The organism is Catellatospora sp. TT07R-123, from assembly GCF_018327705.1.
In the GTDB taxonomy this organism is placed as follows: Bacteria; Actinomycetota; Actinomycetes; order Mycobacteriales; family Micromonosporaceae; genus Catellatospora.
This window is the reverse complement of the sequence record NZ_BNEM01000001.1, coordinates 3,587,866-3,612,768: the sequence shown is the minus strand read 5'-3', so window position 1 is coordinate 3,612,768 and position 24,903 is coordinate 3,587,866. Positions and strand designations below refer to the sequence as shown.

Below are 24,903 nucleotides of genomic sequence, written 5' to 3'. Positions count from 1 at the left end.
GCTACTCCACTCTTAATGGGGAGGTCGCGGGTTCGAATCCCGCCCGTGTCCATACCGGATGCGCGTAGCTCAGCGGCCCAGAGCGCCATCTGCCGTCGCCGACCCGATCTCGGACGGGCCGCATGGAATAAGCACTGGAAGCGTTCTGGTGACTGCTCTAGTTTGATTCCGCACCTCCCGGTGCGCGGGCTGCGGCTACTTCTCTGTAAAAGAATCCATACGCCGCCGCCACCTTGATCTCGGGAGGCGCACCATCCTTCACACCGTCCGGTGGGTGGGTGCTGCGCGCCCGCCGACCACCCTCGGGGGAGGATCTGTCATGGCGAAGTTCAACACCGCCACCGCTTTCCAGCAGCGCCCGGCCGGGACCACGGCCCAGGGAGCGCCCGGGTTCGCCCGCGAGCCGAAGCAGGAGCTGTTCCTGCTCGCCGTGGCGAACATGGTCGGTGAGCAGACGTTCTACGAGAAGGCCGGCGACCGCGACGCCCGCTTCCTGACGCTGGTGGCCGAGGTGGCCGTCGCGGACCCGGAGTGGTTCGCGCGGTTCGTGCCGTGGCTGCGGCTGGGCGCCAACCTGCGCACCGCCTCGGTCGTGGCGGCGCTGGAGGGCGCTAAGGCCCAGGTCGCGGCCGGTATCCCGGGTTCGCGCAAGGTGGTCGACGCGGCGTTGCAGCGCGCCGACGAGCCGGGCGAGGCGCTGGCGTACTGGCTGTCGCGCCACGGCCGCGCGCTGCCCAAGCCGGTCAAGCGCGGCGTCGCCGATGCGGCGGTGCGGCTCTACCACGAGCGCAGCCTGCTCAAGTACGACTCCGACAGCGCCGCGGTGCGCTTCGGCGACGTGCTCGACCTGACCCACCCGACCGCGCGCGACGCGGTCCAGGGTGCGCTGTTCCAGCACGCGCTGGACCGCCGCCACCAGCGGGACAACCCGCTGCCCGAGTCGCTGCGCGTGCTGCGCTCCCGGGCCGCGCTGACGGCGCTGCCGGTGGCCGACCGGGCGGGCGTGCTCGACCCGGCCCGCCTGGCCGCGGCCGGGATGACCTGGGAGGCGCTGGCCGGCTGGCGGCAGGGTCCGCTGGACGCGGCGGCGTGGGAGGCGGTGATCCCGTCCATGGGCTACCTGGCGCTGCTGCGCAACCTGCGCAACTTCGACGCGGCGGGGGTCGGCGACGAGGTCGCGGCGGCCGTGGCGGCGAAGCTGTCCGACGCGGACGAGGTCGACCGCTCGCGGGTGCTGCCGATGCGGTTCCTGTCGGCGTACAACGCGGCGCCGAGCCTGCGCTGGTCGTATCCGCTGGAGAAGGCGCTGCAGTTCGCGCTGGGCAACGTGCCCCGGCTGGACGGCCGCACCCTGGTGCTGATCGACACGTCAGGCTCGATGAACAGCGTGTTCAGCCGGGACGGGTCGCTGCGCTGCTGGGACGCGGCGACGCTGTTCGGCCTGGCCCTGGCGGCGCGGGCGCACGCGGCGACGGTGGTGTCGTTCTCGGACCAGACGAAGGTCTTCGACCTGCGCGCGGGCGAGTCGGTGCTGGCGGCGGTGCGGCGGTTCAAGGACGGCGGCTGGTTCTTCGGCTCGGGTACGGAGACCGAGCGCGCGGTGCGCGCCCACTACGCCGGGCACGACCGGGTGGTGATCCTGACCGACGAGCAGGCGAGCTGGCACGGCAGCCACGACGTGGCGGCCGCGGTCCCCGCGAACGTCCCCGTCTACACCTGGAACCTGGCCGGCTACCGCCTCGGCCACACCGCCCCTGTCGGCCGTCGCCACACCTTCGGCGGCCTGACCGACGCGGCGTTCTCGATGATCGCCCTCATCGAGTCCGGCGAGGCGTCGACCTGGCCGTTCTGACCCACCGCCCACGCTGCGGCTCGGTGATCGCCGGTGGGGGGTGGGGTGATGATCGCTGATTGCGGTCAGAACACGAGCTGCGAGGCGACGTTCTGACCGCAATCAGCGATCATGCCGCAGGCCACACGGCCGCGATCAGGGCGCGGTGGTGGCGAAGGCCTCCTCCAGGATGGACAGGCCGCGGTCGAGTTCGGCGTCGGAGATCACCAGCGGGGGCAGGAACCGGAACACGTTGCCCCAGGTGCCGCAGGTCAGGGTGAGCAGCCCGGCGGCGTGGCAGGCCTTGTTCACCGCGCCGGTGAGGACCGGGTCGGGGTCCAGGGTGCCGGGCTTGACCAGCTCGATGGCGACCATGGCGCCGCGGCCGCGTACCTCGGCGATCTGGGGGTGGGCGGCGGCCAGCTTCGTCAGCCGGTCGGTGAGCACCCCGCCGATGCGCCGCGCGGCGGCGTTCAGGTCGAGCTCGCGCATGGTCTGGATGGAGGCGAGCGCGGCGGCGCAGGCGATGGGGTTGCCGCCGTACGTGCCGCCCAGCCCGCCCACGTGCACCGCGTCCATGATCTCCGCGCGGCCGGTGACCCCGGCCAGCGGCAGCCCGCCCGCGATGCCCTTGGCCACCGTGACCAGGTCGGGCACCACGCCTTCGTGGTCACTGGCGAACCAGTCCCCGGTACGGCAGAACCCGGTCTGGATCTCGTCGGCGACGTACAGCGCCCCGTTGGCCCTGGCCCAGCTCGCCAGCGCGGGCAGGAACCCCGGCGCGGGCACCACGAAGCCGCCCTCGCCCTGGATCGGCTCGATCACGATCGCGGCGACGTTGGCCGCGCCCACCTGCGTGGTGATCTCGTCGACGGCGCGGGCGGCGGCCTGCTCACCGGTCAGGCCGTCGCGCAGCGGGTACGACATCGGTGCCCGGTAGACCTCCGGGGCGAACGGCCCGAACCCGTGCTTGTACGGCATGTTCTTCGCCGTCAGCGCCATGGTCAGGTTGGTGCGCCCGTGGTAGCCGTGGTCGAACACGACGACCGCCTGCCGCCCGGTGGCGTACCGGGCGATCTTGACGGCGTTCTCGACGGCCTCGGCACCGGAGTTGAACAGCGCCGACCGCTTCTCGTGCGTACCCGGGGTCAGCTCGTTGAGCTGCTCGCACACCGACACGTACGACTCGTACGGCGCCACCATGAAGCAGGTGTGCGTGAACAGCTCGACCTGCCGCCGGACCGCCTCGACCACCGCTGGGGCGCTGTTGCCCACGTTGGTGACGGCGATCCCGGCCGCGAAGTCGATCCACTCCCGCCCGTCGACGTCGCGCAGCGTGCCACCGGAGGCCCGCTCGACGTAGGACGTGATGGTCGAGCCGACCCCCTTGGCGACGGCGGCGGTCCGGCGGGCGTGGATGTCCGAAGAGGCGCTCAAGGTCATTCTCCGATGTTGTGCATGACGTGCTTGATCCGCGTGTAGTCCTCCAGGCCGTACGCGGACAGGTCCTTGCCGTACCCGGACTGCTTGAAACCGCCGTGCGGCATCTCGGCGACCAGCGGGATGTGGGTGTTGATCCAGACGCAGCCGAAGTCCAGCCGCTTGCTGACCCGCATCGCCCGGCCGTGGTCGGAGGTCCACACGCTGGAGGCCAGGCCGTAGCGGCAGTCGTTGGCGTACCTGAGCGCCTCGGCCTCGTCGGCGACCTTCTGCACCGTGATGACCGGCCCGAACACCTCGTCGGTGACGATCTCGTCGCCCTGGACCAGGTCGGCCACGACGGTGGGCTCGAAGAAGTAGCCGCGCTCGCCCACGCGGTGGCCGCCCGCGGTGATGCGGGCGTGTGCGGGCAGCCGCTCGATGAAGCCGGTGACCCGGGCGAGCTGGTTGGCGTTGTTGAGCGGCCCGAACAGCACGTCCTCGTCGTCGGGCGCGCCGGTCTTCAGGTTGGCGGCCTGCTCGGTCAGGGCGGCCACGAAGGCGTCGTACGCCCCCTCGGTGACCAGGACGCGGGTGGCCGCGGTGCAGTCCTGGCCCGCGTTGAAGAAGCCTGCGATCGCGATGCCCTCGGCCGCGGCGGCGATGTCGGCGTCGTCGAAGACCATGACCGGCGCCTTGCCGCCCAGTTCCAGGTGGGTGCGCTTGATCGCGGGCGCGGCCGCGGCCGCCACCTCGGACCCGGCCCGGGTGGAACCGGTGATCGAGACCATCGCCGGGGTCGGGTGCGAGACCAGGGCGCGGCCGGTGTCGCGGTCGCCGCAGACGACGTTGAGCACGCCCGGCGGCAGGAACTCCGCCGCGATCTCGGCCAGCAGCAGCGTCGACATCGGCGTGGTGTCCGACGGCTTGAGCACGACGGTGTTGCCTGCGGCGATGGCCGGGGCGAACTTCCACACGGCCATCAGCAGCGGGTAGTTCCACGGCGTGACCTGCGCGCAGACGCCGATCGGCTCGCGGCGCACGTAGCTGGTCATGTTCGCCATGTACTCGCCGGCGGAGCGGCCCTCCAGCAGGCGGGCGGCCCCGGCGAAGAAGCGGATCTGGTCGATCGCGGGCGGCAGCTCCTCGCTGGCGGTCAGCGCCAGGGGCTTGCCGGTGTTGCGGCTTTCGAGCGCCACCAGCTCGTCGGCGCGCGCCTCGACCGCGTCGGCGATCTTCAGCAGCGCCTTCTGCCGCTCGCTGGGCGTGGTGTCGCGCCAGGTTTCGAAGGCGGCGGCCGCCGCGGCCATGGCGTTCTCTATGTCCTGCTTCCCGGAGACCGGGGCGCTTGCGAGAATCTCACCGGTGCACGGGTCGATCAGGTCCGCGTAGCCGCCGTCCACCGGCGCTACGTACTTACCGTTGATGAAATTGGCCAGCTGTTCTGTCATCGGTGGCATAGGGCAATCTTCGCTACGAAATCCGCAACGAGCAAGGGTCTTGAGCAACTGTTTCCGTGCAGTAGGGTGGGCTTATGGCCGATCAGACCCCGTTCTGGATCGCGGGCGCCCCCGAGTCCAGTGATGATCTTGTTGTCGTACGCAATCCCTATGACGGGCGGGTGGTCGGGCAGACCTCCAACGCCACCCCGGCGCAGGTCGAGGCCGCTGTCGCGGCCGCCGCGCGGGTGGCCCCCGAGGCGGCGCGCCTGTCGGCCGCGGCCCGCGCCGCCGCGCTCGACCACGTCAGCCGCCGCCTGGCCGAACGCGGCGACGAGGTGGCGGCGCTGATCAGCGGCGAGAACGGCAAGCCGCTGATGTGGGCCAGGGCCGAGCTGAACCGCGCCGTCTCCACGTTCCGGTGGGCCGCCGAGGAGGCGCGGCGGTTCGCGGGCGAGCTGATGCGGCTCGACACCGACCCGGCGGCGGCTGGGCGGATGGCCGTGGTGCGGCGCTTCCCGAAGGGGCCGGTGCTGGGCATCAGCCCGTTCAACTTCCCGCTGAACCTGGTCGCGCACAAGGTCGCCCCGGCGATCGCGGTCGGCGCGCCGATCATCGTCAAGCCCGCCCCGGCCACACCCCTGTCGGCGCTGCTGCTCGGCGAGCTGCTGGCCGAGACCGATCTGCCCGCGGGCATGTTCTCGGTGGTGCCGGTGCCCAACGACCGCGCCGCCGCCCTGGTCGCGGACCCGCGCCTGCCGGTCGTGTCGTTCACCGGCTCGGGTCCGGTCGGCGCGAGCATCCAGCAGGCCGTGCCGCACAAGCACGTGACCCTGGAGCTGGGCGGCAACGCCGCCGCGGTGGTCTGCGGCGACTACGTCGACCTGGACTGGGCCGCGCAGCGGATCGCCCTGTTCAGCAACTACCAGGCCGGGCAGAGCTGCATCGCGGTGCAGCGGGTGATCGTCCACCGCGACCGGGTCGAGGAGTTCGTGCCGAAGCTGGTCGCGGCCGTGGAGTCGCTCAAGACCGGCGATCCGGCGGCGGCCGATACGCAGGTGGGCCCGTTGATCACCGAGGCCGCCGCGCAGCGGGTGGAGAACTGGGTGAGCGAAGCGGTCGCCGCCGGCGCCCGCGTCCTCACCGGGGGCGTACGCGACGGCGCGCAGTACGCCCCGACCGTCCTGACCGATGTCCCGGCCGATGCCAAGGTCGCCTGCGACGAGGTGTTCGGGCCGGTGCTGGTGGTGTCGGCGGTCGACTCCGACGACGACGCGTTCGCGGCGGTCAACGACTCGGCCTTCGGCCTCCAGGCGGGCGTGTTCACCACCAGCCTGCAGACGGCGTTCACGGCGCACGCGACATTGCAGGTCGGGGGAGTGATTGTGGGTGACGTGCCGTCGTTCCGGGCCGACCAGATGCCGTACGGTGGCGTCAAGGGCTCCGGCACCGGTCGCGAGGGCCTGCGTAGCGCCATGGACGACTACACCGACCCCCGGGTCCTCGTCCTCACCAACCTGCCCTTATAGATCGATGATCCGCAATTCGGTGTAGCGGGGCAGGGGAAGGGTGTCCAAGTATCGACGTTGCCGAGCATCGAGACCGAGAGGTCAAGTGCACGTCGATCTGGACACTCTTCTGACCGCGCTGTGCGTGAAGATCCATGACCTGCTGCAGGACCGTGTCAGGCGGGGCACCGGCCGAGGTTCACCGATGTCGGACTACTGACCGTGGCCGTCGCGCAGGCTCTGCTGCAGATCCCGGCTGAGCGGCGCTGGCTGCGGCCGACGCCGGGTATGTTCCCACCTGCACAGGCCAGCAAAATCAGCGCCTGCGCGATGCCCTGCCCTGCTCGAACAGGTCATCCGGGCGCTGGCGTGCGACAGCGACGTGTGGATCGCGGACTCCGCCTGGTCGAGTGCGCCCGCTCGATCGCGACCCGCCGCTGGTCCGACCTGGCCGACTGGGCATCTACGGCCACTGCTCGGCCCACAACCGGTGCACCTGCACCTGCTCGCCACCGCCACGACATGCCCATCGCCTGGGCACTGGCCACCCCCCGAGCCGACGAACGGGAGATCCCGGCCGCGATCTTCGACGTCGAACCCGATCTACTCGGCCTCGCCCGGGCCAGACGATCGTGGCGGCTACAACTCCGCCGCCTTCGAACGCGAACTGGCCGAAAACGGCGCCCGGCTGCTCATGCGTCGGCTTCCGTAACCGTGCCCCGCGTCCCGGCGCGCACCTGATCAAAGCCGTACGCCGGCTCATCGAGGCCGTCAGCGGCATCCTCAAGAGGCCACTCGACCTGGAGCGCCACAGAGGCCGTACGTTGTAAGGAGTCGCCACACGCGTGGGCGCAGCGACTCCTTGCCTTTGGCGGCGGCGATCTAGCTCAACAACCGCACCAGCCAACCCATCCCAAGATCACTGATCGCCTACTTCCGCTGATTTCCGAATCATCGATCTGGAGGCGCAAGACACGTGTGCCGGCGATACGTCCGCTCCGGCGGCACTCGTGCCTTCAAATCAGCCACGTCAACTAGAACAACTAGATTCACATGAGCAATTCTGTACAATTGGCTTAGTGAGAGGTCATTTAAACGGGCAGATTATGCAGAGGGATGCCGGTTGTACTCGCGTTGATGACCGATGGGCCATTGCGGTCGTTGCATCGTCATCGACAATGAGCTACACATAGGTTAGTTTCAATGGCGAATCGACGTGCCGGCCCGGAGGGCTGATGTCATACAAGATCGAAGTGGTTCGCACGCTTGCCGAGGTGCCAGACAAGGGCAGTGCGGGCAGGCTCCGGATAAGCGGGCTGAGCCTCGTCGTCTATTATTTTCATCGAATTGAGACGCCAATCAGGTTCGACCTACCAGCACAAGACAAGGACCGGGGAGAGCTCTCCTACTCGTCGAAGCTTCTGCCCGGCAGTGGTTTCAGTTATGAGACCGTGCGGTCGGCAGGCCCGGCCTCTGCTGCGTTGACGGAGATCCTGCCCCATGCAAGTGAATGCGACGTCGTTCATTCGATTCTGACGTTCGGTGGTTCTTATCTTGTTTCCGCCGTGCCTTACGTGATTTCTGTGGCGCGAGATCAGGAATTTGGCTACATCAGGATTGACGAGGCGCTGGACGTAGACGACTGCCTCAAAATCATTCGCGCTATCAAGAGCGATGACGAGGTTGGGGCGCGAGCCTCATGCCTGAAGGAATCCCTGGTCGGCGATGGTTACGCCAAGACGACGTCTGCGGTCGACACGCAATGTGTGGATGGCGTCATGGGCATCCAAATATGGGATATAACAGGAACGGGCGGCCGGGAGCCTGAGGGTCGATTTCGCGGCATCGATGAGACGCGCGAGTACTGCTGGGAGCTGTCTGCGATTCTGGAGCACAGTTCGGACCATGTGATAAACGACGGGCTCTGGCGTGAACGAAGCCCAGAACTGGTTTTCGGGGCGATCCGGCATGGATTCTCGTTTTTCGACGATCACATGGTTCTTGTGAACGAGACCTGCTGTATGGAAGTGGCCCATATCCCGGCCTGGCTGCGGGGACGATCGCTATACCGCATGGCGAATTTCGGCTACGACTCATCATCGATCTTCGTCGCATCGGCTTGTATTCTGCGGTCGGCGTATCTACGCCATCTCTCTCAGGAACTGCGTATATCCCTGGACAGCCTGCTGGTGGATACAGCGCTGACGATGAACGAGCTCCATTCGCTGACTCGCACCGAGGTCCTGCACTCCGCAGTTCTGGGTCGCATGCGTGAATTCACTAGTTCGCTGCGGGAGCCTCGCAACAGATCGTTCAGCGATCATATGGCAGGACTGCTCGAACTTGGCCGGCTGGACACGTCGGTTAGCAGAGATCTCGATCGGATACGCGCGGTGGCGGGCAGCCTGGCGCAGGCTCGCGAGCAGGACGAAAGGGGCCGCACTGGAATAATCTTGGCTTTGGTTGCGGCAGCCCTCGCGGTCGTTGGAATTCCCGGATTGGTGGATCTTGTGTCTAAATGGGTCGCCGCGAGTGACTGGTGGTCTGTGGGGATCTCCAGTGCGTTAGTCGGCGGGTGTCTGGTAGGGCTCGGGTTCGCGTGGCGTCGTTGACGGGAGAGCGGTCATGAAGATCGTCGTGACAGGTTCCAGCGGGTTCATCGGCCGGCACCTCGTTGCCGATCTTGAGGGTCGTGGTGAGAACGTCTTTGCAGCCGACCTGCCCCACACCGATGTTCGGTCGGCAGAGGGCATCGCCGACATGATCAGCCGTATCCAGCCCGACCTTGTGTACCATCTGGCGGCGCAGGCAAATGGTGCGCTCGCCGACTCCGCAGCTGCGGAGATGTGGAAAACCAACGTCATGGGTACGGTCCACGTGATCGAGGCGGTGCTCGCCCACCGTCCGTCGTGCCGAATCCTGCTGGCCAGCACTGCGGCTGTCTACGGCGAGGCGGCGGACCGGATAGCGGAGACGGCGTATCCAACACCTAGGACCTCGTACGCGGCCAGCAAGGTCGCAGCCGAGGCGGCGGCCTTCGAAAGCTGTCGTCGAGGTGCCGATGTCGTGGTTGCCCGGTTGTTCAACATCTTCGGTCCAGGTCAGCGAGACGACTTCTTCATGCCGTCGCTGGTGCGACGAGTCAAGCGGGCCGTTCTGACGGGAGACTCGCACGTTGCGGTGGCAAATTTGCGGGCGGTGCGGGATTTCGTCGATGTGAAAGACGCCGTCGGCGGCCTGCAGGACCTGATGGCTCGGGGCGAGTCCGGGGCAGTCTACAACGTATGTAGTGGTGAGGGCGTGACAATCGAGGCGGCCGCCAGGCGTCTGGTCGAGGTTGCCGGCTGTCAGGTGGAGATCCTCCCGTCCATCCAGCAGGGCGACGAGACAGTCCTAGTGGGAGACCCGCGGGCGACATTCGACCGGACTGGATGGAAGACCTCTACTAGCCTTGTCGAATCGCTCGCCGCGCTGCTTGGCGAGAACGGGTTAGAGGGGGTGAGAACAAGATGAGTGAGGCGGGCAAGATCCGGATTCCGTTGTCGGATGCGGATGTGGGGGAGACCGAGACCGGCTTCGTCCTGAAGGCGATGAAGGATGGTTCCATATCCGGCACGGGAGCCTTCATAAAGCAGTTCGAGGATGGGGTCAGCCTCCGGGTGGGGCGGCGGCATGCCGTAGCCACGTCCAACGCCACGTTGGCGATTGAATTGGCGCTGCGTGTGCTCGGTGTCAGCCGAGGTGCCGAGGTGATCGTTCCTGCGCTCACCTTCGCCGCGCCGGCAATGTCAGTTCTTGCGGTCGACGCCACCCCCGTGATCGTTGACGTCGAGCCCGGCTCATGGACGCTGTCGCCGACGGCCGTTTCGGAGGCGATTACCGCGAGTACCAAAGCGATCATCGCAGTCGACGTCATGGGTCACCCTGCGGACTACGACAGGCTTTCCGCATTTGGCGTGCCGATCATCGAAGATGCTGCCGAAGCGCACGGTGCCATGTACAAGACCCGGCCGGTCGGCTCGCTCGGCGATATCTCCGTGTTCAGTTTCCATGCCAACAAGACGATCACCACAGGGGAGGGGGGATGCGTCACCACAGACCGCTCGGACCTTGCCGATCGAATGCGTTCGATGGTTCACCACGGCTTCGTGCCTGATCGTCCCTACTGGCATGAAACTCTGGGACGTAATTTCAGGATGACCAATCTGACGGCCGCGGTTGGCCTCGGGCAGCTGCAGCGATGGGACGCGCTCGTCGCGGCCCGGGGCCGCGTCGCCGGGTGGTACGACTCTCTGCTGGCCGACTCGGGTTGCAACAGTCGCCCCATCGCAGATTGGGCTACCTATTCCTGCTGGCTCTATGCAGTCACCACCACCCACCGAGACCGCCTCGTGGCAGATCTTCGTGAGGCGGGAGTGGACGCCCGAGCGGTATGGCCTGCCCTGACCCATCAGCCGATCTTTGCGCGTTACGCCGACCGAGCCTGTCCGGTTGCAGAGCGTGTCGCGCGAGATGCATTATGGCTTCCGACGTACAGTCACATGACGTACGAGCATGTTGCTTATGTAGCCGACCTAACACGTAGAACGATCCGGGCGTACGAGATCTAGATACAGCTGTGGATCGGCACGACTGATCTGGGTGATGACCAGTGCTCAAGACCGACTTTCTTACTGAGGCGATCCGATCCGTCGATTCGCGTGTCTCCCATGTCGACGTCGTCGAGAGGGTTGGCGCTGTGCCGGAGTCGGCTCTCCTCGAATCGCCGGTGCCTGTCCTCATCGCGGCGATCGCAGCCGCGGCCAGAGGCGCGGCTGTCGAGTCAATGGCACCCGACGACGGGCACGCCGAAGACGAGCGCAAACGCAGGATCGACGGGGCAGCCACGGAGGCGGCCGAGCGGGTGTTTGTCGGTTCGCGGCTGAAAGTCGAGGTCGCTGCGGGTGAAGGGCTTCGGGATCAAAGCCCGGGTGCACGTGCCGGGCAGCTGATCCAGGGTGCCCACGCCAGCGAGAAATGGGCCGGAGTATTCGATTACGTTGACGGGACGACCTTGGCGGCCCGAAGGCTGCCAGGGGCGCTGTCATTGGGAAGCCTCGGCAGAGGCTATCGGTCGGTTCCCGACCTGCAGGCATACTCGGTGCAGGTCGATGCGGCTGTGGCATCGGGGTTGAACGTGATGTCGCCGCCCGAGGAGCACATCATCCCCCTGCTGGAAGCGCTAGCTGGGCAGAGGGGCATATCCGTAGGAGATCTAACGATCTTCACGCACTCCGTGTCAAGCAACCAGAGCCACGCGACGCTGATCGACATACTTCGTCAGAATGTGGCCCAAGTGGTTGTTCCAGAGCTGGTCACGGTGGAACCGCCAGCGCTGCTCTCCCAGATCGGGCTGAGCGGACCCCGGGTCGATTCCATGATCGGGGCGATGGGCCTCTCGGAGCTCGCCTTTGCGGCAACCCTTCTCGACCTGGCGCTTCCGGATAGCCGATTTCTGTTCCGTGTCGCCTCTATCGACGGGCCAAGAGCTGCCCCGGAAACACCCACTCTGGAACCGATGTTCAGTTTCTCGGAGCACGAACTGGAAGAGCTGCGTAACCTTGGCTGGCAACCTGATCTGCAGTACACGAGCCGGGACATCGTGCCTGCAGGCAGCGCTAAGGCGTCCGCGATCTTCGCGGTGACGTGCAACAAGGACTTCGGCTTGCCAGCACCGGTCATCGAGCCGATGGGTGACGCGGTCGTACACGGATATGTGCTTGTTTCCGGCTGCCGGGTGGCTCGGGTGACCGTAACCTATAGCAGTTGACCGATCCGCAGGTTTAATTCATCCCGAAGATCGCTGGCCGGGATGAATTAAACCTGCGGCCGCAACAGGTTCAGGCGTTCAGCGTATCTGCGACGATGGACTGGGCGTCCTGCTGAATGCGTGTGAGATGTTCGGGTCCCACGAATGATTCAGCATAGATCTTGTAGACGGGTTCGGTGCCCGACGGCCGAGCGGCGAACCAACCGGTTTCAGCGATTACCTTCAGGCCGCCGATCGCAGCCCCATTGCCTGGGGCATGGCTGAGCTTCGCGGTGATGGGGTCCCCGCCCAGTTTCTTGGCGGAGACGTCCTCTGGGCGAAGACGGGACAAGCCCTGCTGTATCTCGGGGCTGGCGGGTGCGTCCAGGCGCGCATACCAGGTCTCGCCGAGATCGGCGACGAGCTGCTCGTAGTACTCACTCGGCGACATTCCGGTCACGGCCTTGATCTCGGCCGCCAATAGGCCCAGGATGATGCCGTCCTTGTCGGTCGACCAGGCTTTTCCATCTCGGCAGAGGAACGAGGCGCCAGCGCTCTCTTCGCCGCCGAATCCGATCGCTCCTGTCTGCAAGCCAGCAACGAACCACTTGAAGCCGACGGGGACCTCGAGCAGTTGACGGCCGAGCCGGGCGGCCACTCTGTCGATCATTGACGATGTGACGACGGTCTTTCCCACAGCGGCGTTGCCCGGCCACTGCGGCCGGTGGCGAAACAGGTAGTCCACCGCCACCGCCAGGTAGTGGTTGGGGTTCATCAGGCCCGCATCAGCCGTCACGACCCCGTGCCTGTCGGCGTCAGGATCGTTTCCGAGCGAGATGTCGTATTCCTTCTGGCGGGCGATCAGCGAAGCCATGGCATGGGGAGAGGAGCAGTCCATGCGGATCTTGCCGTCCCAGTCGAGGGTCATGAATCCCCAGGTGGGGTCGACCTGCCGATTGACGACGACCAGGTCAAGGTCGTGGTAGGTGGCGATCGCGGACCAGTAGTCGATGCTCGCGCCTCCCAGCGGGTCCGCTCCGATAGTCACGCCAGCGTTGCGGATCGCCTGCATGTCGATCACAGCAGGCAGGTTCCGCACGTAGGCATCAAGGAAGTCGTACTCCGTAGTGGTCTCGGCGCGGCGAGCCTCGGCCAGCGTTACGCGGGACACCCCGCGCAGCCCGGTACCGAGGAACCTGTTGGCCTGATCCTCGATGACTTTAGTCGTCTCAGTATCGGCCGGTCCGCCGTGAGGGGGGTTGTACTTGAATCCTCCATCGCCCGGCGGATTGTGGGAGGGGGTGACAACGACGCCGTCGGCGAGGCCTGACGTTCGGCCATCGTTGTAGACGACGATGGCGCGAGACACCGCAGGGGTGGGGGTGTACCCATCCCGCGCGTCGAGGGCGACAAGCACGCCGTTCGCTGCAAACACCTCTAGCGCTGTCGCAAGCGCGGGCACCGACAGGGCGTGCGTATCCCTCCCCATGAACAAGGGTCCGTCGATGCCGGAGGCCGCCCGGTAGTCACAGATCGCCTGGCTTGTAGCGGCGATGTGATCTTCGTTAAAGGACAAGGTCGTGCTCGAACCGCGATGGCCAGAGGTCCCGAAGGCGACCCGCTGTTCTCGCCGTGCAGGGTCTGGATGCTCCGTGTAGTAGGCCGTGACTAGACGTGCGACGTCAACCGAGTCGCCGGGACCGACGGGCTGTCCCGCGCGGGGGTGGGCCTTGGCTGGCACGAGCTCCCTCTCTGTTTAGCCGACGGGCTGCAGGCCCCGACCGAGGCCGGTTGCCTGGTTCGCGAGCAGCTTCTCGACATATGCCGCTGTGTCCTCCCAGCGCTCCACCGCGACGCACTGGATGCCCATTTCCTTGACGGGGTAGTCGTTGCCGCCAGGCTCGAGGCGGTCGCCCACGAACAGGACCTCATCCAGGTCGAGGTTGAGGCGCTGGACGAGCTGGCGCATGCCGTAAGCCTTGTCCACGCCTTTCTTGGTGACGTCAATGGATGTCGACCCGCCGGCGCGCACCTCGAGATCCGGCAACCGATCCACCGCCCAGGCTCGTAAGGCGTGCTTCTTCGTGCCATCGGGATCCCAGCGGTACTTGGCTTCGGCAGGTGCGCTCTGGCCGAGCGCGGAAAAGGTGATCTGGCTGCCGCGATCCTCGATGATGTCGCCCCATGTGTTCTCTTCCCACATGCCGAGCTCTTTGGCGCCCTGTGTCAAAGTATCCACGACGCGAAGTTTGTCGGATTCGCTGAGATCTTCGATGTAGAGGGCGTGCCACCGCGAATCAACCCAGCGGTAGTAGCGCGTGCCGCATGTCGGCATCAGGTGCAGGCGCGCACGGGCAGTGTCGGTGACATCGAGGTGCTGCAGGACCTGCTTGACGAACTGCTCGAACCTGCCACCTGAGATGATGCACACGTCGACCGTCGATAGCAGGCGCGCGAGAAGTCTAGCCATCTCGTCGTCGATCCTGGTCTTGGACACGGCGAGGGTGTCGTCCAGATCGAAAGCAACAACTCGAATGTCCCGCTGCATATCTACCTCAAGCTCGTCTACCATGACCGATCAGCTGCGAGCGGACGCGCCAACATGAGCAGACTGATCTGTCGGTACTCCATGAGTCCGACACTGCACTATACCCACTGGCAGGGAGTTGATCGGTTGCGCGGGCGTCGCGCTGTCCCGGGTGTCAGACGGCTCGCGAACATCGACTGCCCCACCGAGGTTGATAGATTTCGTACGCTGCTCAGAGCAGGGCTGCGAAGTTCATGCCGTGTGAAGATCAGTCGTTAGCCTGCCGTGCCATGTTGCGGCTGTTACTTCAAGGAGCCGACGTGTCGCTCGACCCGCAACTGCTCGAGATTCTCGCCTGCCCGGCGGAGGATCACGCTCCGCTGCGCCACGACCCCGAGGCGCAGACGCTGACCTGCACCTCGTGCGGCCGGGTGTACCCGGTGCGCGATGGGCTGCCGGTGCTGCTGCTCGACGAGGTGCTGACCGGCAAGGCGGGTGCCTGATGGCCATCCCGCCGCTGGAAGGCGCCGCGGGCGTACGCGGCAACCGGTGGTTCGACGAGGCGCTGCTCGACGATGCCCCGGGCCTGGCCGCCCGGGACCCGGGCGGGATGCTGCGCGCCATCGCCTCGGCGGGCGCGCAGGTGCGCGAGGCGACGACCCTCACCGCCGAGGTGGACCTGACCCACCTGGCTGACGAGGGGCGCCCCCGGGCGATCGTGGTGGTGGGTGCCGGTACGGCAGCCCGTACCGGTGACATCCTCACCACCATCGCCGGGCCCCGCTGCCTGGTGCCCGTGCTGACCCACCGCAGTGTCGAGGTGCCCGCCTGGATCGGCGCGGCCGACGTGGTGATCGCGGTGTCGGCCTCCGGCCGCTCGCCGGAGGCGCTGGCGGTCGCGGAGGCGGCCGGGCGCCGCGGGGCGCGGCTGGTCGGGATCGGTGCCCCCGGCTCGCCGCTCCAGTCGGTGGCCGAGCGCTACCGGGCCCCGTTCATCCCGGTGCCCCGCCGCGGCGCGGCGCGGGCGAACCTGTGGGGCCTGGCCGTGCCGGTGCTGCTCACCGCACGGTCGCTCGGCCTGGTCAAGGTCAACGAGGCCGACCTGGCCGAGACCGCGACCCGGCTGGACCTGGAGGCCGACCGCTGCCGGCCGACCGCGGAGACCTTCGTCAACCGGGCCAAGACCCTCGCGCTGAACCTGGCCGGTTCGGTGCCGGTCATCTGGGGCGACTCGCCGCTGGCGGCGGTCGCGGCGGTGCGCTACGGCGACATGCTGTCGGCCAACGCCCGCTACCCGGTCGTCACCGACGCGCTCGGCGAGGCCGGCCGCGGGCGGGTCGGCCTGCTCGACGGCGTCTTCGGTGCGCTGGCCGCGCTGGAGAAGGACATCTTCGCTGATCCGGAGGTCGACGGGCCTTCGGCCGACCCTCCGCGTCTGAAAGTGGTGCTGCTGTGCGACGGTGGTCTCGCCGACGAGAACAGTGCGGCGCAGACGACGGACCGGCGGGCCGAGGTCGTGCAGGACATCGCCGCGAGGCGGGGTATCGAGGTGGACGTGCTCACCGCTGAGGGAGGCTCGGCGCTGGAGCGCTTCGCCTCGCTCGTGGCGGCGACCGACTTCGCCTCGGTGTACCTCGGGCTCGGGCATGGCCTGGACCCGATGGCGGTGCCGGCCGTCACGGAGCTGAAGGAGCAGTTGCGCAAGTGAAGTATGGGATCTGCGGGATGTCGACGGTCGGGGTGGACGCATGAGTGCCGAGGGCGGCACCAAGGCGATCGTGGCGGCGTTGGCCGCCAACCTCGGCATCGCGGTGACGAAGTTCGTGGCCTGGGGGCTGACCGGGTCGTCGTCGATGCTGGCCGAGGGGATCCACTCGGTGGCGGACTCGGGCAACCAGCTGTTGCTGCTGCTCGGCGGGCGGCGGTCCAAGCGCGAGGCGACGGCACTGCACCCGTTCGGGTACGGCCGGGAGCGCTACATCTACGCGTTCATCGTGTCGATCGTGCTGTTCAGCGTGGGTGGCCTGTTCGCGCTGTACGAGGCTTACCACAAGTGGGAGCACCCCGAGCCGATCACCGAGTGGCAGTGGGTCCCGGTGGCGGTGCTGGTAATGGCGATCATCCTGGAGTCGCTGTCCTTCCGGACGGCGATCAAGGAGTCGAACCAGATCCGCAACGGCGTGTCCTGGAAGAACTTCATCCGGCGCGCCAAGGCGCCGGAGCTTCCGGTGATCCTGCTGGAGGACTTCGGCGCGCTGGTGGGCCTGGTCTTCGCGCTGATCGGCGTCGGTATGACGCTGATCACGGGCAAGGGCCGCTGGGACGCGGCCGGCACCGCCATGATCGGCCTGCTGCTGGTGTCCATCGCCGTGGTGCTCGCGGTCGAGACCAAGAGCCTGCTGCTGGGCGAGTCGGCCACGGAGGAGCACGTCCTCGCCATCGCGGCCGCCATCGTCGACGGCCCCGAGGTCGAGCGCGTGATCCACATGCGCACGATGCACCTGGGCCCGGAGGAGCTGCTCGTCGCCGCGAAGATCGCGGTACGTCACGATGAGAAGGCCGACGAGATCGCGCGCGGCATCGACGCCGCTGAGGCGCGGATCAGGGCCGCCGTGCCCATCGCCCGGGTAATCTACCTCGAACCGGACATCGACTACGCGAAGGGCTGACCCCCGTGCGCCGACTCCAGAACCCGATCCGGCCGTATGCCTGGGGATCGCGCGAGATCATCGCGCAGGTCCAGGGGCGGCCGGTGCCCAGTGCGGGACCCGAAGCGGAACTGTGGATCGGCGCGCACCCCGACAGCCCCTCCACGATCGACGGCCGGTCACTGGCCGAGGCCATCGCGTCGGCGCCGGGCGAACTGCTCGGCGCCGACGCGCACACCGCGTACGGGGCGCGCCTGCCGTATCTGATGAAGCTGCTGGCGGCGGAGCGCTCGCTGTCGTTGCAGGCCCACCCCGACGCGCGGCAGGCCGCCGACGGCTTCGCCGCCGAGGAGCGGGCGGGCGTGCCCCGCACCGCCCCGCACCGCAGCTACGTCGACGGCAACCACAAGCCCGAGCTGCTCGTGGCGTATACGCCGTTCGAGGCGCTGTGCGGCTTCCGCGCCCCGGCCGCCTCCGCCGAGCTCGTCGACGCGCTGTCGGTCACCGGGCTCAAGCGCGTCGTCGGCGCCCTGGCGGCGGGCGACCTGCGCGAAGCGGTGCAGACCCTGCTGAGCTGGCCCGCCGCGGACCGGGCCGACCTGCTGGAGCAGGTCACCGCCAACGCCGGCAAGCTGCCGTCCGGCGAGGTCGGCGGCGGCCCGCGCGGGCTGGTCCGCCGCCTGGCGCAGGAATACCCGGGTGACGTCGGCGTCGTCGTGTCGCTGCTGCTCAACCACCTGCTGCTGGAGCCCGGCCAGGGCATCTGGATGCCGGCGGGCAACCTGCACGGCTACCTGCGCGGCGCCGGGATCGAGATCATGGCGGCCAGCGACAACGTGCTGCGCGGCGGTCTCACCCCGAAGCACGTCAACGTGCCGGAGCTGCTGCGTGTGCTGCGCTTCGAGCCGCTGCACGAGCCCGTACGCGACCCCGAGCCGGTCGCGCCCGGCGTGGTCACCTGGAGCGTGCCGGTGCCCGACTTCCGGCTGCATCGGGTGCGGCTGGACGACGAGGTCGGCGAGGCCCGGGTGGCGCTGGACGGGCCGCGGACGGTGTTCTGCGCGGCCGGGACGGTGACGGTGGGCGACGAGAGCGGGTCGGTGACGCTGCGCGGCGGCGAGGCGGCGTACGGGCTGCCCGCGGGCGGCTCCCTGACCTTCAGTGGCGCGGGCGAGGCGTACACCGGCTCCCTCTGAGCACCCCGGCCCCACCCCCGCGCCCACCCGGCGCCACACCCCGGCTTTTCCATAGACGTTGGCCTATTACGTGGAAGATGATCTCTTCTCAGTCCACGTAATAGGCCAACGTCTATTGAAGAACGGGGCGGGCGCGGGCGCGCGGAGGGCGGTTGGGTGGGGTTTGTCTGATGCGATGGTGTCGTGATTACGCTGTGGTGATGCGCCGGACACGCCGCGTGTCGAATCTTGACCGATCTGCTTGACAGCGACTCGACAGAGTGTGACCCTTTAACCACGCAGCGTTATCGGGATCATTCATCCGAGCCACGCGCGGGGGAACCAAACCGGGGGGAGTGTGGCCCGGTCCCTGGAGCGGAGGGTCCGCCCGGGGGCCGGGCCACACGTATGCCCGCTCGGCCCACTCGGCCCCCGTGCCGACCCGGCCGAACCGACAGGAGCACTCCGATGGCCAGCCCGCTCGCCCCCGGCGACTTCAAGGTCGCCGACCTCTCGCTCGCCGCGTTCGGGCGCAAGGAGATCCAGCTCGCCGAGCACGAGATGCCGGGCCTGATGGCGGTGCGGGCGGAGTACGCCGGTGCGCAGCCGCTGGCGGGGGCCCGCATCGCCGGGTCGCTGCACATGACCGTGCAGACGGCGGTGCTGATCGAGACCCTGGTGGCGCTGGGCGCGCAGGTCAGGTGGGCCAGCTGCAACATCTTCTCCACCCAGGACCACGCCGCGGCGGCGATCGCGGTCGGCCCCGACGGCTCGCCGGACGCGCCCGCCGGGGTGCCGGTGTTCGCGTGGAAGGGCGAGACGCTGCCGGAGTACTGGTGGTGCACCGAGCAGATCCTGCGCTGGCCGGGCGGCGCGGGGCCGAACATGATCCTCGACGACGGCGGCGACGCCACCCTGCTGGTGCACAAGGGCGCCGAGTTCGAGCAGGTCGGGGCGGTGCCGCCGCCCGGTGGCGACGACTCCGAGGAGTACGCGGTCATCCTCGACGTGCTGCGGCGCTCGCTGGCCGAGGACCCCCGGCGCTGGAGCGCGATCGCGGCGGGCATCCAGGGCGTCACCGAGGAGACGACGACGGGCGTGCACCGGCTGTACGAGATGATGGCCGCGGGCCGCCTGCTCTTCCCGGCGATCAACGTCAACGACGCGGTGACAAAGAGCAAGTTCGACAACCGGTACGGCTGCCGCCACTCCCTGGTCGACGGCATCAACCGGGCCACCGATGTGCTGATCGGCGGCAAGGTGTGCGTGGTGGCGGGCTACGGCGACGTGGGCAAGGGCTGCGCCGACTCGCTGCGCGGGCAGGGCGGCCGGGTGGTGGTCACCGAGGTCGACCCGATCTGCGCGCTCCAGGCGGCGATGGACGGATACCAGGTCGCCACGATGGACGACATGGCGGCCGCGGGGGACGTGTTCGTGACCGCGACCGGCTGCAAGGACGTGATCACCGCCGGGCACATGGCGCGGATGAAGCACCAGGCGATCGTGGGCAACATCGGCCACTTCGACAACGAGATCGACATGGCCGGGCTGACGCGTACGCCGGGTGTGACGAGGATCAACATCAAGCCGCAGGTGGACGAGTGGCGCTTCGCCGACGGCCACTCGATCATCGTGCTGTCGGAGGGCCGCCTGCTCAACCTGGGCAACGCCACCGGGCACCCGTCGTTCGTGATGAGCAACAGCTTCACCAACCAGGTGCTGGCGCAGATCGAGCTGTTCACCCGGCGCGAGCAGTACCCGGTGGGCGTGTACACGCTGGCCAAGAAGCTGGACGAGAAGGTCGCCCGGCTGCACCTGGACGCCCTGGGGGTACGGCTGACCGAGCTGACCAAGGCGCAGGCCGACTACCTCGGGGTACCGATCGGGGGACCGTACAAGCCGGACCACTACCGGTACTGACGTCCCACCGCAGGTCACTGCTTTCTGGAGCCGTTCCAGTGAAGTGACCCCGGTCGACTTATGGTGTCAGGGAAGCCTACGCTAAGGTGTGCCTCGCCTTATTAAGGCAAGGCTTGGCTCTGACACCCCCGGGAGCACCGATGAACGGCAACGTCTTCCTCGCGACCTACCTGATCGGTCTGCGCGAGGGGCTAGAGGCGACCCTGGTGGTGACCATCCTCGTCGCCTTCCTGGTCAAGTCGGACCTGCGCAGCCGCCTGCCGTACGTCTGGTCCGGCGTCGGCGTCGCCGCGGCGCTGTCGGTCGGCTTCGCCGCGCTGCTCCAGTTCACCAGCGCCAACCTGGAGTTCCAGCGCCAGGAGCTGTTCGAGGCGGTCACCTCGATCGTCGCCGTCGTCTTCGTCACCTGGATGATCTTCTGGATGCGCCGCGCGGCCCGCTCGATCGCGGGTGACCTGCGCGCCAGGCTCGGCGCCGCGATCCAGCTCGGACCGCTGGCCGTCGTGCTGACCGCGTTCCTGGCCGTGGCACGCGAGGGCCTGGAGACCGCGCTGATCTTCTTCGCGACGGTCCAGGGCGCCGCCTCCGGCTGGTCGGTCGTCGCCATCGTCAGCGGCATCGCCACCTCGATCCTGCTGGGCTTCCTGATGTACCGCAGCGCCCTCAGAATCAACCTGACCAGGTTCTTCACCTGGACCGGCGTGCTGCTGGTCCTGGTCGCCGCCGGCATCCTCAAGTACGGCGTGCACGACCTGCAGGAGGCCGGCATCCTGCCCGGCCTGACCACGTCGGCCTTCGACATCACCGGCACGCTCGACCCCACCACCTGGTACGCCGAGCTGCTGCGCGGCATGTTCAACATCACCCCGGCACCGACCGTGCTGGAGACCGTCGCCTGGGTCGGGTACGCCGTGCCCGTCCTCGTGCTCTTCCTGTTCCGGCGGCCGCCGTCGCCCGCTGCGCGCACCACCCCCGCGACCGTCGCGCCCCCGGCCCCGGTCGGCGACGGCGGCTCGTCCCAGCCCGCCTGACCCGCGCCGGGCCGCGCGCCGACCGGCGTCCGCCCCGAACCTCGGAACCAACTGATCCCCACCTCGGAACACAGGAGCCTGACCGATGCGCAAGCTTCCCGCCCTGACCGCCGTGGCCGTCCTCGGCCTGGGCCTGACCGCGTGCACCACCGACCCGGAGCCGGCCGCCCCCGGCGCCACCACCGGTCCGATCGCGGTCAAGGCGACCGACACCGCCTGCGAGGTCGGCCGAGTCGAGAACGCCGCGGGCACGGTGACCTTCAATGTCACCAACTCCGGCGCCAAGGTGACCGAGTTCTACGTGTACGCCGCCGGCGACCGGGTCATGGGCGAGATCGAGAACATCGCGCCCGGCCTGACCCGCGAGCTGAAGGTCGAGCTGGCCGCCGGGACGTACGAGACCGCCTGCAAGCCGGGCATGACCGGCAAGGGCATCCGGGGCGCGTTCAAGGCGACCGGTTCGGCCGCGCCGCTGACCGCCGACGCCAAGCTGGCCGAGGCGACCGCCAGCTACCAGCGCTACGTGCAGAGCCAGACCGCGGCGCTGCTGCCCAAGACCGAGGAGTTCGTCGCGGCGGTCAAGGCCGGCGACGTGGCCAAGGCCAAGGCGCTGTTCCCGGTGGTGCGTACGTACTGGGAGCGCATCGAGCCGGTGGCCGAGATCTTCGGCGACCTGGACCCGAAGATCGACGGCCGGGCCGAGGTGATCGAGGAGGGCATGGCCTTCACCGGTTTCCACCGCCTGGAGCAGGACCTGTGGGAGAAGAACGACATCTCGAAGTCGGGCCCGATCGCCGACCAGCTGCTGGTCGACGTGAAGGAGATCGTGGCGAAGGCCGACGCCGAGAAGCTGTCCCCGCTCCAGCTGGCCAACGGTGCCAAGGAGCTGCTCGACGAGGTCGCCAGCGGCAAGATCACCGGCGAGGAGGACCGCTACTCGCACACCGACCTGTGGGACTTCGCCGCCAACGTCGAGGGCTCCAAGGCCGCCGTGCAGGCGCTGCGCCCGACCCTGGAGGAGCGTGCCCCCGAACTGGTGGCCAGCCTGGACGCCGCGTTCAAGAACGTCGACGACACCCTGGGCAAGCACCGCGACGGCGACGGCTGGAAGCTGCACACCGCGCTGAGCCAGGCCGACCTGAAGGAGCTCACCAACGTGATCAACGCGCTGGCCGAGCCGATCAGCAAGATCGCGGCGGTCATCTCCAAGTGAACCCCGGGCCCCGCGGCGCCGACCGGCGCCGCGGGGCCTCCCCGCCCCCCACGAACGGATGTGACCACGTGGTATCGCGACGCACCGCCCTCACCGCCGCCGGCGTCGGTATCGCCGGCGTAGCCGGAGCCGCCGCGGTCGGCTCGGTCATGATGAACGACGCCCCCGACCCGGCCGCCGCGTCGCCAGGCGCCCCGGTGCCCTTCTTCGGGGCCCACCAGGCGGGGATCGTGACCCCGGCGCAGGACCGACTGCACTTCGTCGCCTTCGACGTGATCACGAAGGACCGGGCCCGGCTGGTCGAGATGCTGCGGGAGTGGACCGCCGCCGCGGCGCGGATGACCGCGGGCCGTGACGCCGGGCTGCTCGGCGCCGTCGGCGGCCAGCCCGAGGCGCCGCCGGACGACACCGGCGAGGCGCTGGGCCTGCCCGCCTCCGGCCTCACGCTGACCGTCGGCTTCGGCCCGTCGCTGTTCCGCGACGCGGACGGCGTCGACCGGTTCGGCATCGCCGACAAGCGCCCGGCCGCGTTGGAGGACCTGCCGCACTTCCCCGGCGACGCGATCAAGCCGGAGATCAGCGGCGGCGACATCTGCGTCCAGGCCTGCTCCAACGACCCGCAGGTGGCCGTACACGCGGTGCGCAACCTGGCCCGGATCGGCTTCGGCGTGGTCAGCGTGCGCTACTCGCAGCTGGGCTTCGGGCGCACCTCCAGCACCTCGCGCGCGCAGGCCACCCCGCGCAACCTGATGGGCTTCAAGGACGGCACCCGCAACCTCAAGCTGGAGGACGGCAAGCTGCTCGACGAGCAGCTGTGGGCGCACGCCGACGACGGCGCCGCGTGGATGGCCGGGGGCAGCTACCTGGTGACCCGCCGCATCCGGATGCTGATCGAGACCTGGGACCGCACCTCGCTGACCGAGCAGGAGGCGATCTTCGGCCGGGACAAGGGCGAGGGCGCGCCGCTGGGCAGGCAGAAGGAGTTCGACGAGCCGGACTTCGCGGCCAAGGGCGCCGACGGCTCCCCGGCGATCGCGATGGACGCCCACGTCCGGCTGGCGCACCCGGCGCAGAACAGCGACGCGCACCTGCTGCGGCGCGGCTACAACTTCGTCGACGGCTCCGACGGCCTCGGGCGGCTGGACGCGGGCCTGTTCTTCATGGCGTACCAGCGCGACCCGCGCAAGCAGTTCGTGCCGGTGCAGCGCAACCTGGCCCGCCACGACACGCTCAACGAGTACATCCGGCACACGTCCAGTGCCCTGTGGGCCTGCCCGCCCGGCGTCGCCAAGGAAGGCGACTTCTGGGGGGCCGGCCTCTTCAGCTGAGCGGTGCCCGCTCGGACGGCGCCGCCTCGGACCCGACCCGCCCCGGTCGGGACCGAGGCGGCGTCCGGCGTTTCAGCGGGGCTCAGGCCACCGGCGCGGCGGCGCGCAGCGACGTGTCGGCCGCCGGCGCGAGGGTCGCGGGTGCGCCGGTCGCCGGTGCGGCCGTGGGCTGCGTCGGGAGCTGCGGGAACAGCTGCGGCCACAGCGCGGCGTGGCTCGCCCGGTTGCGGGCCAGGCGCAGCGCCGAGCGGCGGTGGCGCTCGCCGACGATGGCGGCCAGGTATACCCAGCCGGGCGTGTTCGGCGGCGGCTGCGGGGTGGTGACGGCCAGGATCTCGGCGGCCAGGGCCTGGCCCAGGCGCGTGCGGTACGGCTCGCGCAGGCTGCGGCTGCGGGACAGGAAGTGGCGCGCCGCCAGCGCCAGCTCGTCGTCGAGCCCGGTCAGGTCCAGGGTCGAGGCCCACTCCTGGAGGTACGGCGGGGTGGTGGGCACCCAGCCCCAGCTCTGCGGGGTGCGGTCGTGGATGACGATGGTGCCCGCGGCCAGGTCGGCCAGGCGCTTGGACCGCCCCGAGCCGATGAGCACGGCCAGGCTCGTCGCCCAGTTCACCGGCAGCAGGATGCCCGGCCACTCCAGCACCGTGCCGACCAGGGCGCGGATGAGGGCGTGGCGCAGGGTCACCGGGCCGCCGTCGTCGCGCACCACCCGCAGGCCCATCGCCAGCTTGCCCAGCGACCGGCCGCGGGTGAGCACCATCAGCACGGCCGGGTAGACCACCAGCACCAGCACCGAGGACACGACGTACGCGATGGGGGCGGAGGGGCCGCCGAACCCGGCCAGCGCCAGCGCCAGCGTGAGCACCGTCGCCACGATCATCAGCGCGAAAACCATCACGATCATGTCGAGCATGAGCGCGAGCACGCGCGAACCGGCGCGGGCCAGCCGCACCTCCAGGTGCACCGCCTCGCCGCTGACCAGCTGTGCCGACGTACCGTCCCCGCGCTCTGCCACGGGCACAGTGAATCACAGGCACACCCGGGTGGGCTGTCCCCGCTAGGCTGCCGGTCGGCGCGGA

19 protein-coding genes are annotated in these 24,903 nt (G+C 68.7%); 14 read left to right on the top strand and 5 right to left on the bottom strand.

From position 1 onward, the window contains the following. Window positions 1-319: 319 nt before the first annotated feature. Window positions 320-1,852 (top strand): TROVE domain-containing protein, encoded by a 1,533-nt coding sequence (locus Cs7R123_RS15445; protein ID WP_212827190.1) that lies wholly within the window; start codon window positions 320-322, stop codon window positions 1,850-1,852. A 135-nt stretch (window positions 1,853-1,987) separates the two neighbouring features. Here Cs7R123_RS15445 and gabT read toward each other — a convergent pair whose 3' ends face one another. Together gabT and Cs7R123_RS15435 are read right to left on the bottom strand one after the other, a co-directional pair. Further along, on the bottom strand, window positions 1,988-3,268 hold the full coding sequence (gabT, locus tag Cs7R123_RS15440; protein ID WP_212827188.1) for a 4-aminobutyrate--2-oxoglutarate transaminase: 1,281 nt from the start codon (window positions 3,266-3,268) through the stop codon (window positions 1,988-1,990). A 2-nt stretch (window positions 3,269-3,270) separates the two neighbouring features. Continuing rightward, window positions 3,271-4,701, bottom strand: coding sequence for a gamma-aminobutyraldehyde dehydrogenase (locus tag Cs7R123_RS15435; protein ID WP_212827186.1), 1,431 nt, complete (start codon window positions 4,699-4,701; stop codon window positions 3,271-3,273). An 83-nt stretch (window positions 4,702-4,784) separates the two neighbouring features. Here Cs7R123_RS15435 and Cs7R123_RS15430 point away from each other — a divergent pair, with 83 nt between their 5' ends. The 5 genes from Cs7R123_RS15430 to Cs7R123_RS15410 all read left to right on the top strand — a co-directional run bounded on the left by Cs7R123_RS15430 (window position 4,785) and on the right by Cs7R123_RS15410 (window position 12,006). Continuing rightward, on the top strand, window positions 4,785-6,218 hold the full coding sequence (locus tag Cs7R123_RS15430; RefSeq protein WP_212827184.1) for an aldehyde dehydrogenase family protein: 1,434 nt from the start codon (window positions 4,785-4,787) through the stop codon (window positions 6,216-6,218). Window positions 6,219-7,432: 1,214 nt separating this feature from the next. Beyond that, window positions 7,433-8,809: a hypothetical protein gene (locus tag Cs7R123_RS15425; RefSeq protein ID WP_212827182.1), complete on the top strand. Its 1,377-nt coding sequence runs from the start codon at window positions 7,433-7,435 to the stop codon at window positions 8,807-8,809. A 13-nt stretch (window positions 8,810-8,822) separates the two neighbouring features. Then, window positions 8,823-9,710: an NAD(P)-dependent oxidoreductase gene (locus tag Cs7R123_RS15420; protein ID WP_212827180.1), complete on the top strand. Its 888-nt coding sequence runs from the start codon at window positions 8,823-8,825 to the stop codon at window positions 9,708-9,710. Further along, window positions 9,707-10,807, top strand: a complete 1,101-nt coding sequence (locus Cs7R123_RS15415) for a DegT/DnrJ/EryC1/StrS aminotransferase family protein (RefSeq protein ID WP_212827178.1) — start codon at window positions 9,707-9,709, stop codon at window positions 10,805-10,807. Before Cs7R123_RS15420 ends, Cs7R123_RS15415 begins: the two co-directional genes overlap by 4 nt. A 41-nt stretch (window positions 10,808-10,848) precedes the next feature. Then, window positions 10,849-12,006 carry a fructose-bisphosphatase class II gene (locus Cs7R123_RS15410; RefSeq protein ID WP_212827176.1) on the top strand — a complete coding sequence of 386 codons (1,158 nt, stop codon included), beginning with the start codon at window positions 10,849-10,851 and terminating at the stop codon, window positions 12,004-12,006. A 70-nt stretch (window positions 12,007-12,076) separates the two neighbouring features. On the opposite strand, the gene pgm is transcribed toward Cs7R123_RS15410, so the two are convergent. Together pgm and Cs7R123_RS15400 are read right to left on the bottom strand one after the other, a co-directional pair. Continuing rightward, window positions 12,077-13,726: a phosphoglucomutase (alpha-D-glucose-1,6-bisphosphate-dependent) gene (gene pgm / locus Cs7R123_RS15405; protein WP_212827174.1), complete on the bottom strand. Its 1,650-nt coding sequence runs from the start codon at window positions 13,724-13,726 to the stop codon at window positions 12,077-12,079. Between the two features lie 15 nt (window positions 13,727-13,741). Continuing rightward, window positions 13,742-14,557 (bottom strand): HAD-IIB family hydrolase, encoded by an 816-nt coding sequence (locus tag Cs7R123_RS15400; protein WP_244871845.1) that lies wholly within the window; start codon window positions 14,555-14,557, stop codon window positions 13,742-13,744. A gap of 275 nt (window positions 14,558-14,832) precedes the next feature. Here Cs7R123_RS15400 and Cs7R123_RS15395 point away from each other — a divergent pair, with 275 nt between their 5' ends. The 8 genes from Cs7R123_RS15395 to efeB all read left to right on the top strand — a co-directional run bounded on the left by Cs7R123_RS15395 (window position 14,833) and on the right by efeB (window position 23,827). Next, a complete protein-coding gene (locus Cs7R123_RS15395; protein ID WP_212827172.1) occupies window positions 14,833-15,015 on the top strand; it encodes a Trm112 family protein in 183 nt (60 codons plus the stop codon). Next, complete coding sequence (locus tag Cs7R123_RS15390) at window positions 15,015-16,220, top strand: SIS domain-containing protein (protein ID WP_212827170.1); 1,206 nt, start codon at window positions 15,015-15,017, stop codon at window positions 16,218-16,220. The genes Cs7R123_RS15395 and Cs7R123_RS15390 overlap by 1 nt, the downstream gene beginning before the upstream one ends. 40 nt (window positions 16,221-16,260) lie before the next feature. Next, entirely contained in the window at window positions 16,261-17,181 is a 921-nt protein-coding gene (locus Cs7R123_RS15385) for a cation diffusion facilitator family transporter (protein WP_212827168.1), read from the top strand. A gap of 5 nt (window positions 17,182-17,186) precedes the next feature. Beyond that, window positions 17,187-18,356 (top strand): mannose-6-phosphate isomerase, class I, encoded by a 1,170-nt coding sequence (gene manA, locus Cs7R123_RS15380; RefSeq protein ID WP_212827166.1) that lies wholly within the window; start codon window positions 17,187-17,189, stop codon window positions 18,354-18,356. Between the two features lie 447 nt (window positions 18,357-18,803). Next, window positions 18,804-20,255, top strand: coding sequence for an adenosylhomocysteinase (gene ahcY / locus Cs7R123_RS15375; RefSeq protein WP_212827164.1), 1,452 nt, complete (start codon window positions 18,804-18,806; stop codon window positions 20,253-20,255). Window positions 20,256-20,395: 140 nt separating this feature from the next. Continuing rightward, window positions 20,396-21,286 carry an iron uptake transporter permease EfeU gene (efeU, locus tag Cs7R123_RS15370; RefSeq protein WP_212827162.1) on the top strand — a complete coding sequence of 297 codons (891 nt, stop codon included), beginning with the start codon at window positions 20,396-20,398 and terminating at the stop codon, window positions 21,284-21,286. Window positions 21,287-21,371: 85 nt separating this feature from the next. After that, window positions 21,372-22,499 (top strand): iron uptake system protein EfeO, encoded by a 1,128-nt coding sequence (gene efeO, locus Cs7R123_RS15365; protein WP_212827160.1) that lies wholly within the window; start codon window positions 21,372-21,374, stop codon window positions 22,497-22,499. Window positions 22,500-22,567: 68 nt separating this feature from the next. Further along, on the top strand, window positions 22,568-23,827 hold the full coding sequence (gene efeB, locus Cs7R123_RS15360; protein ID WP_212827158.1) for an iron uptake transporter deferrochelatase/peroxidase subunit: 1,260 nt from the start codon (window positions 22,568-22,570) through the stop codon (window positions 23,825-23,827). 82 nt (window positions 23,828-23,909) lie between these two features. Here the strand turns inward: efeB and Cs7R123_RS15355 are convergent, their stop codons facing one another. Beyond that, complete coding sequence (locus tag Cs7R123_RS15355; RefSeq protein WP_244871844.1) at window positions 23,910-24,839, bottom strand: RDD family protein; 930 nt, start codon at window positions 24,837-24,839, stop codon at window positions 23,910-23,912. Window positions 24,840-24,903: the final 64 nt, after the last annotated feature.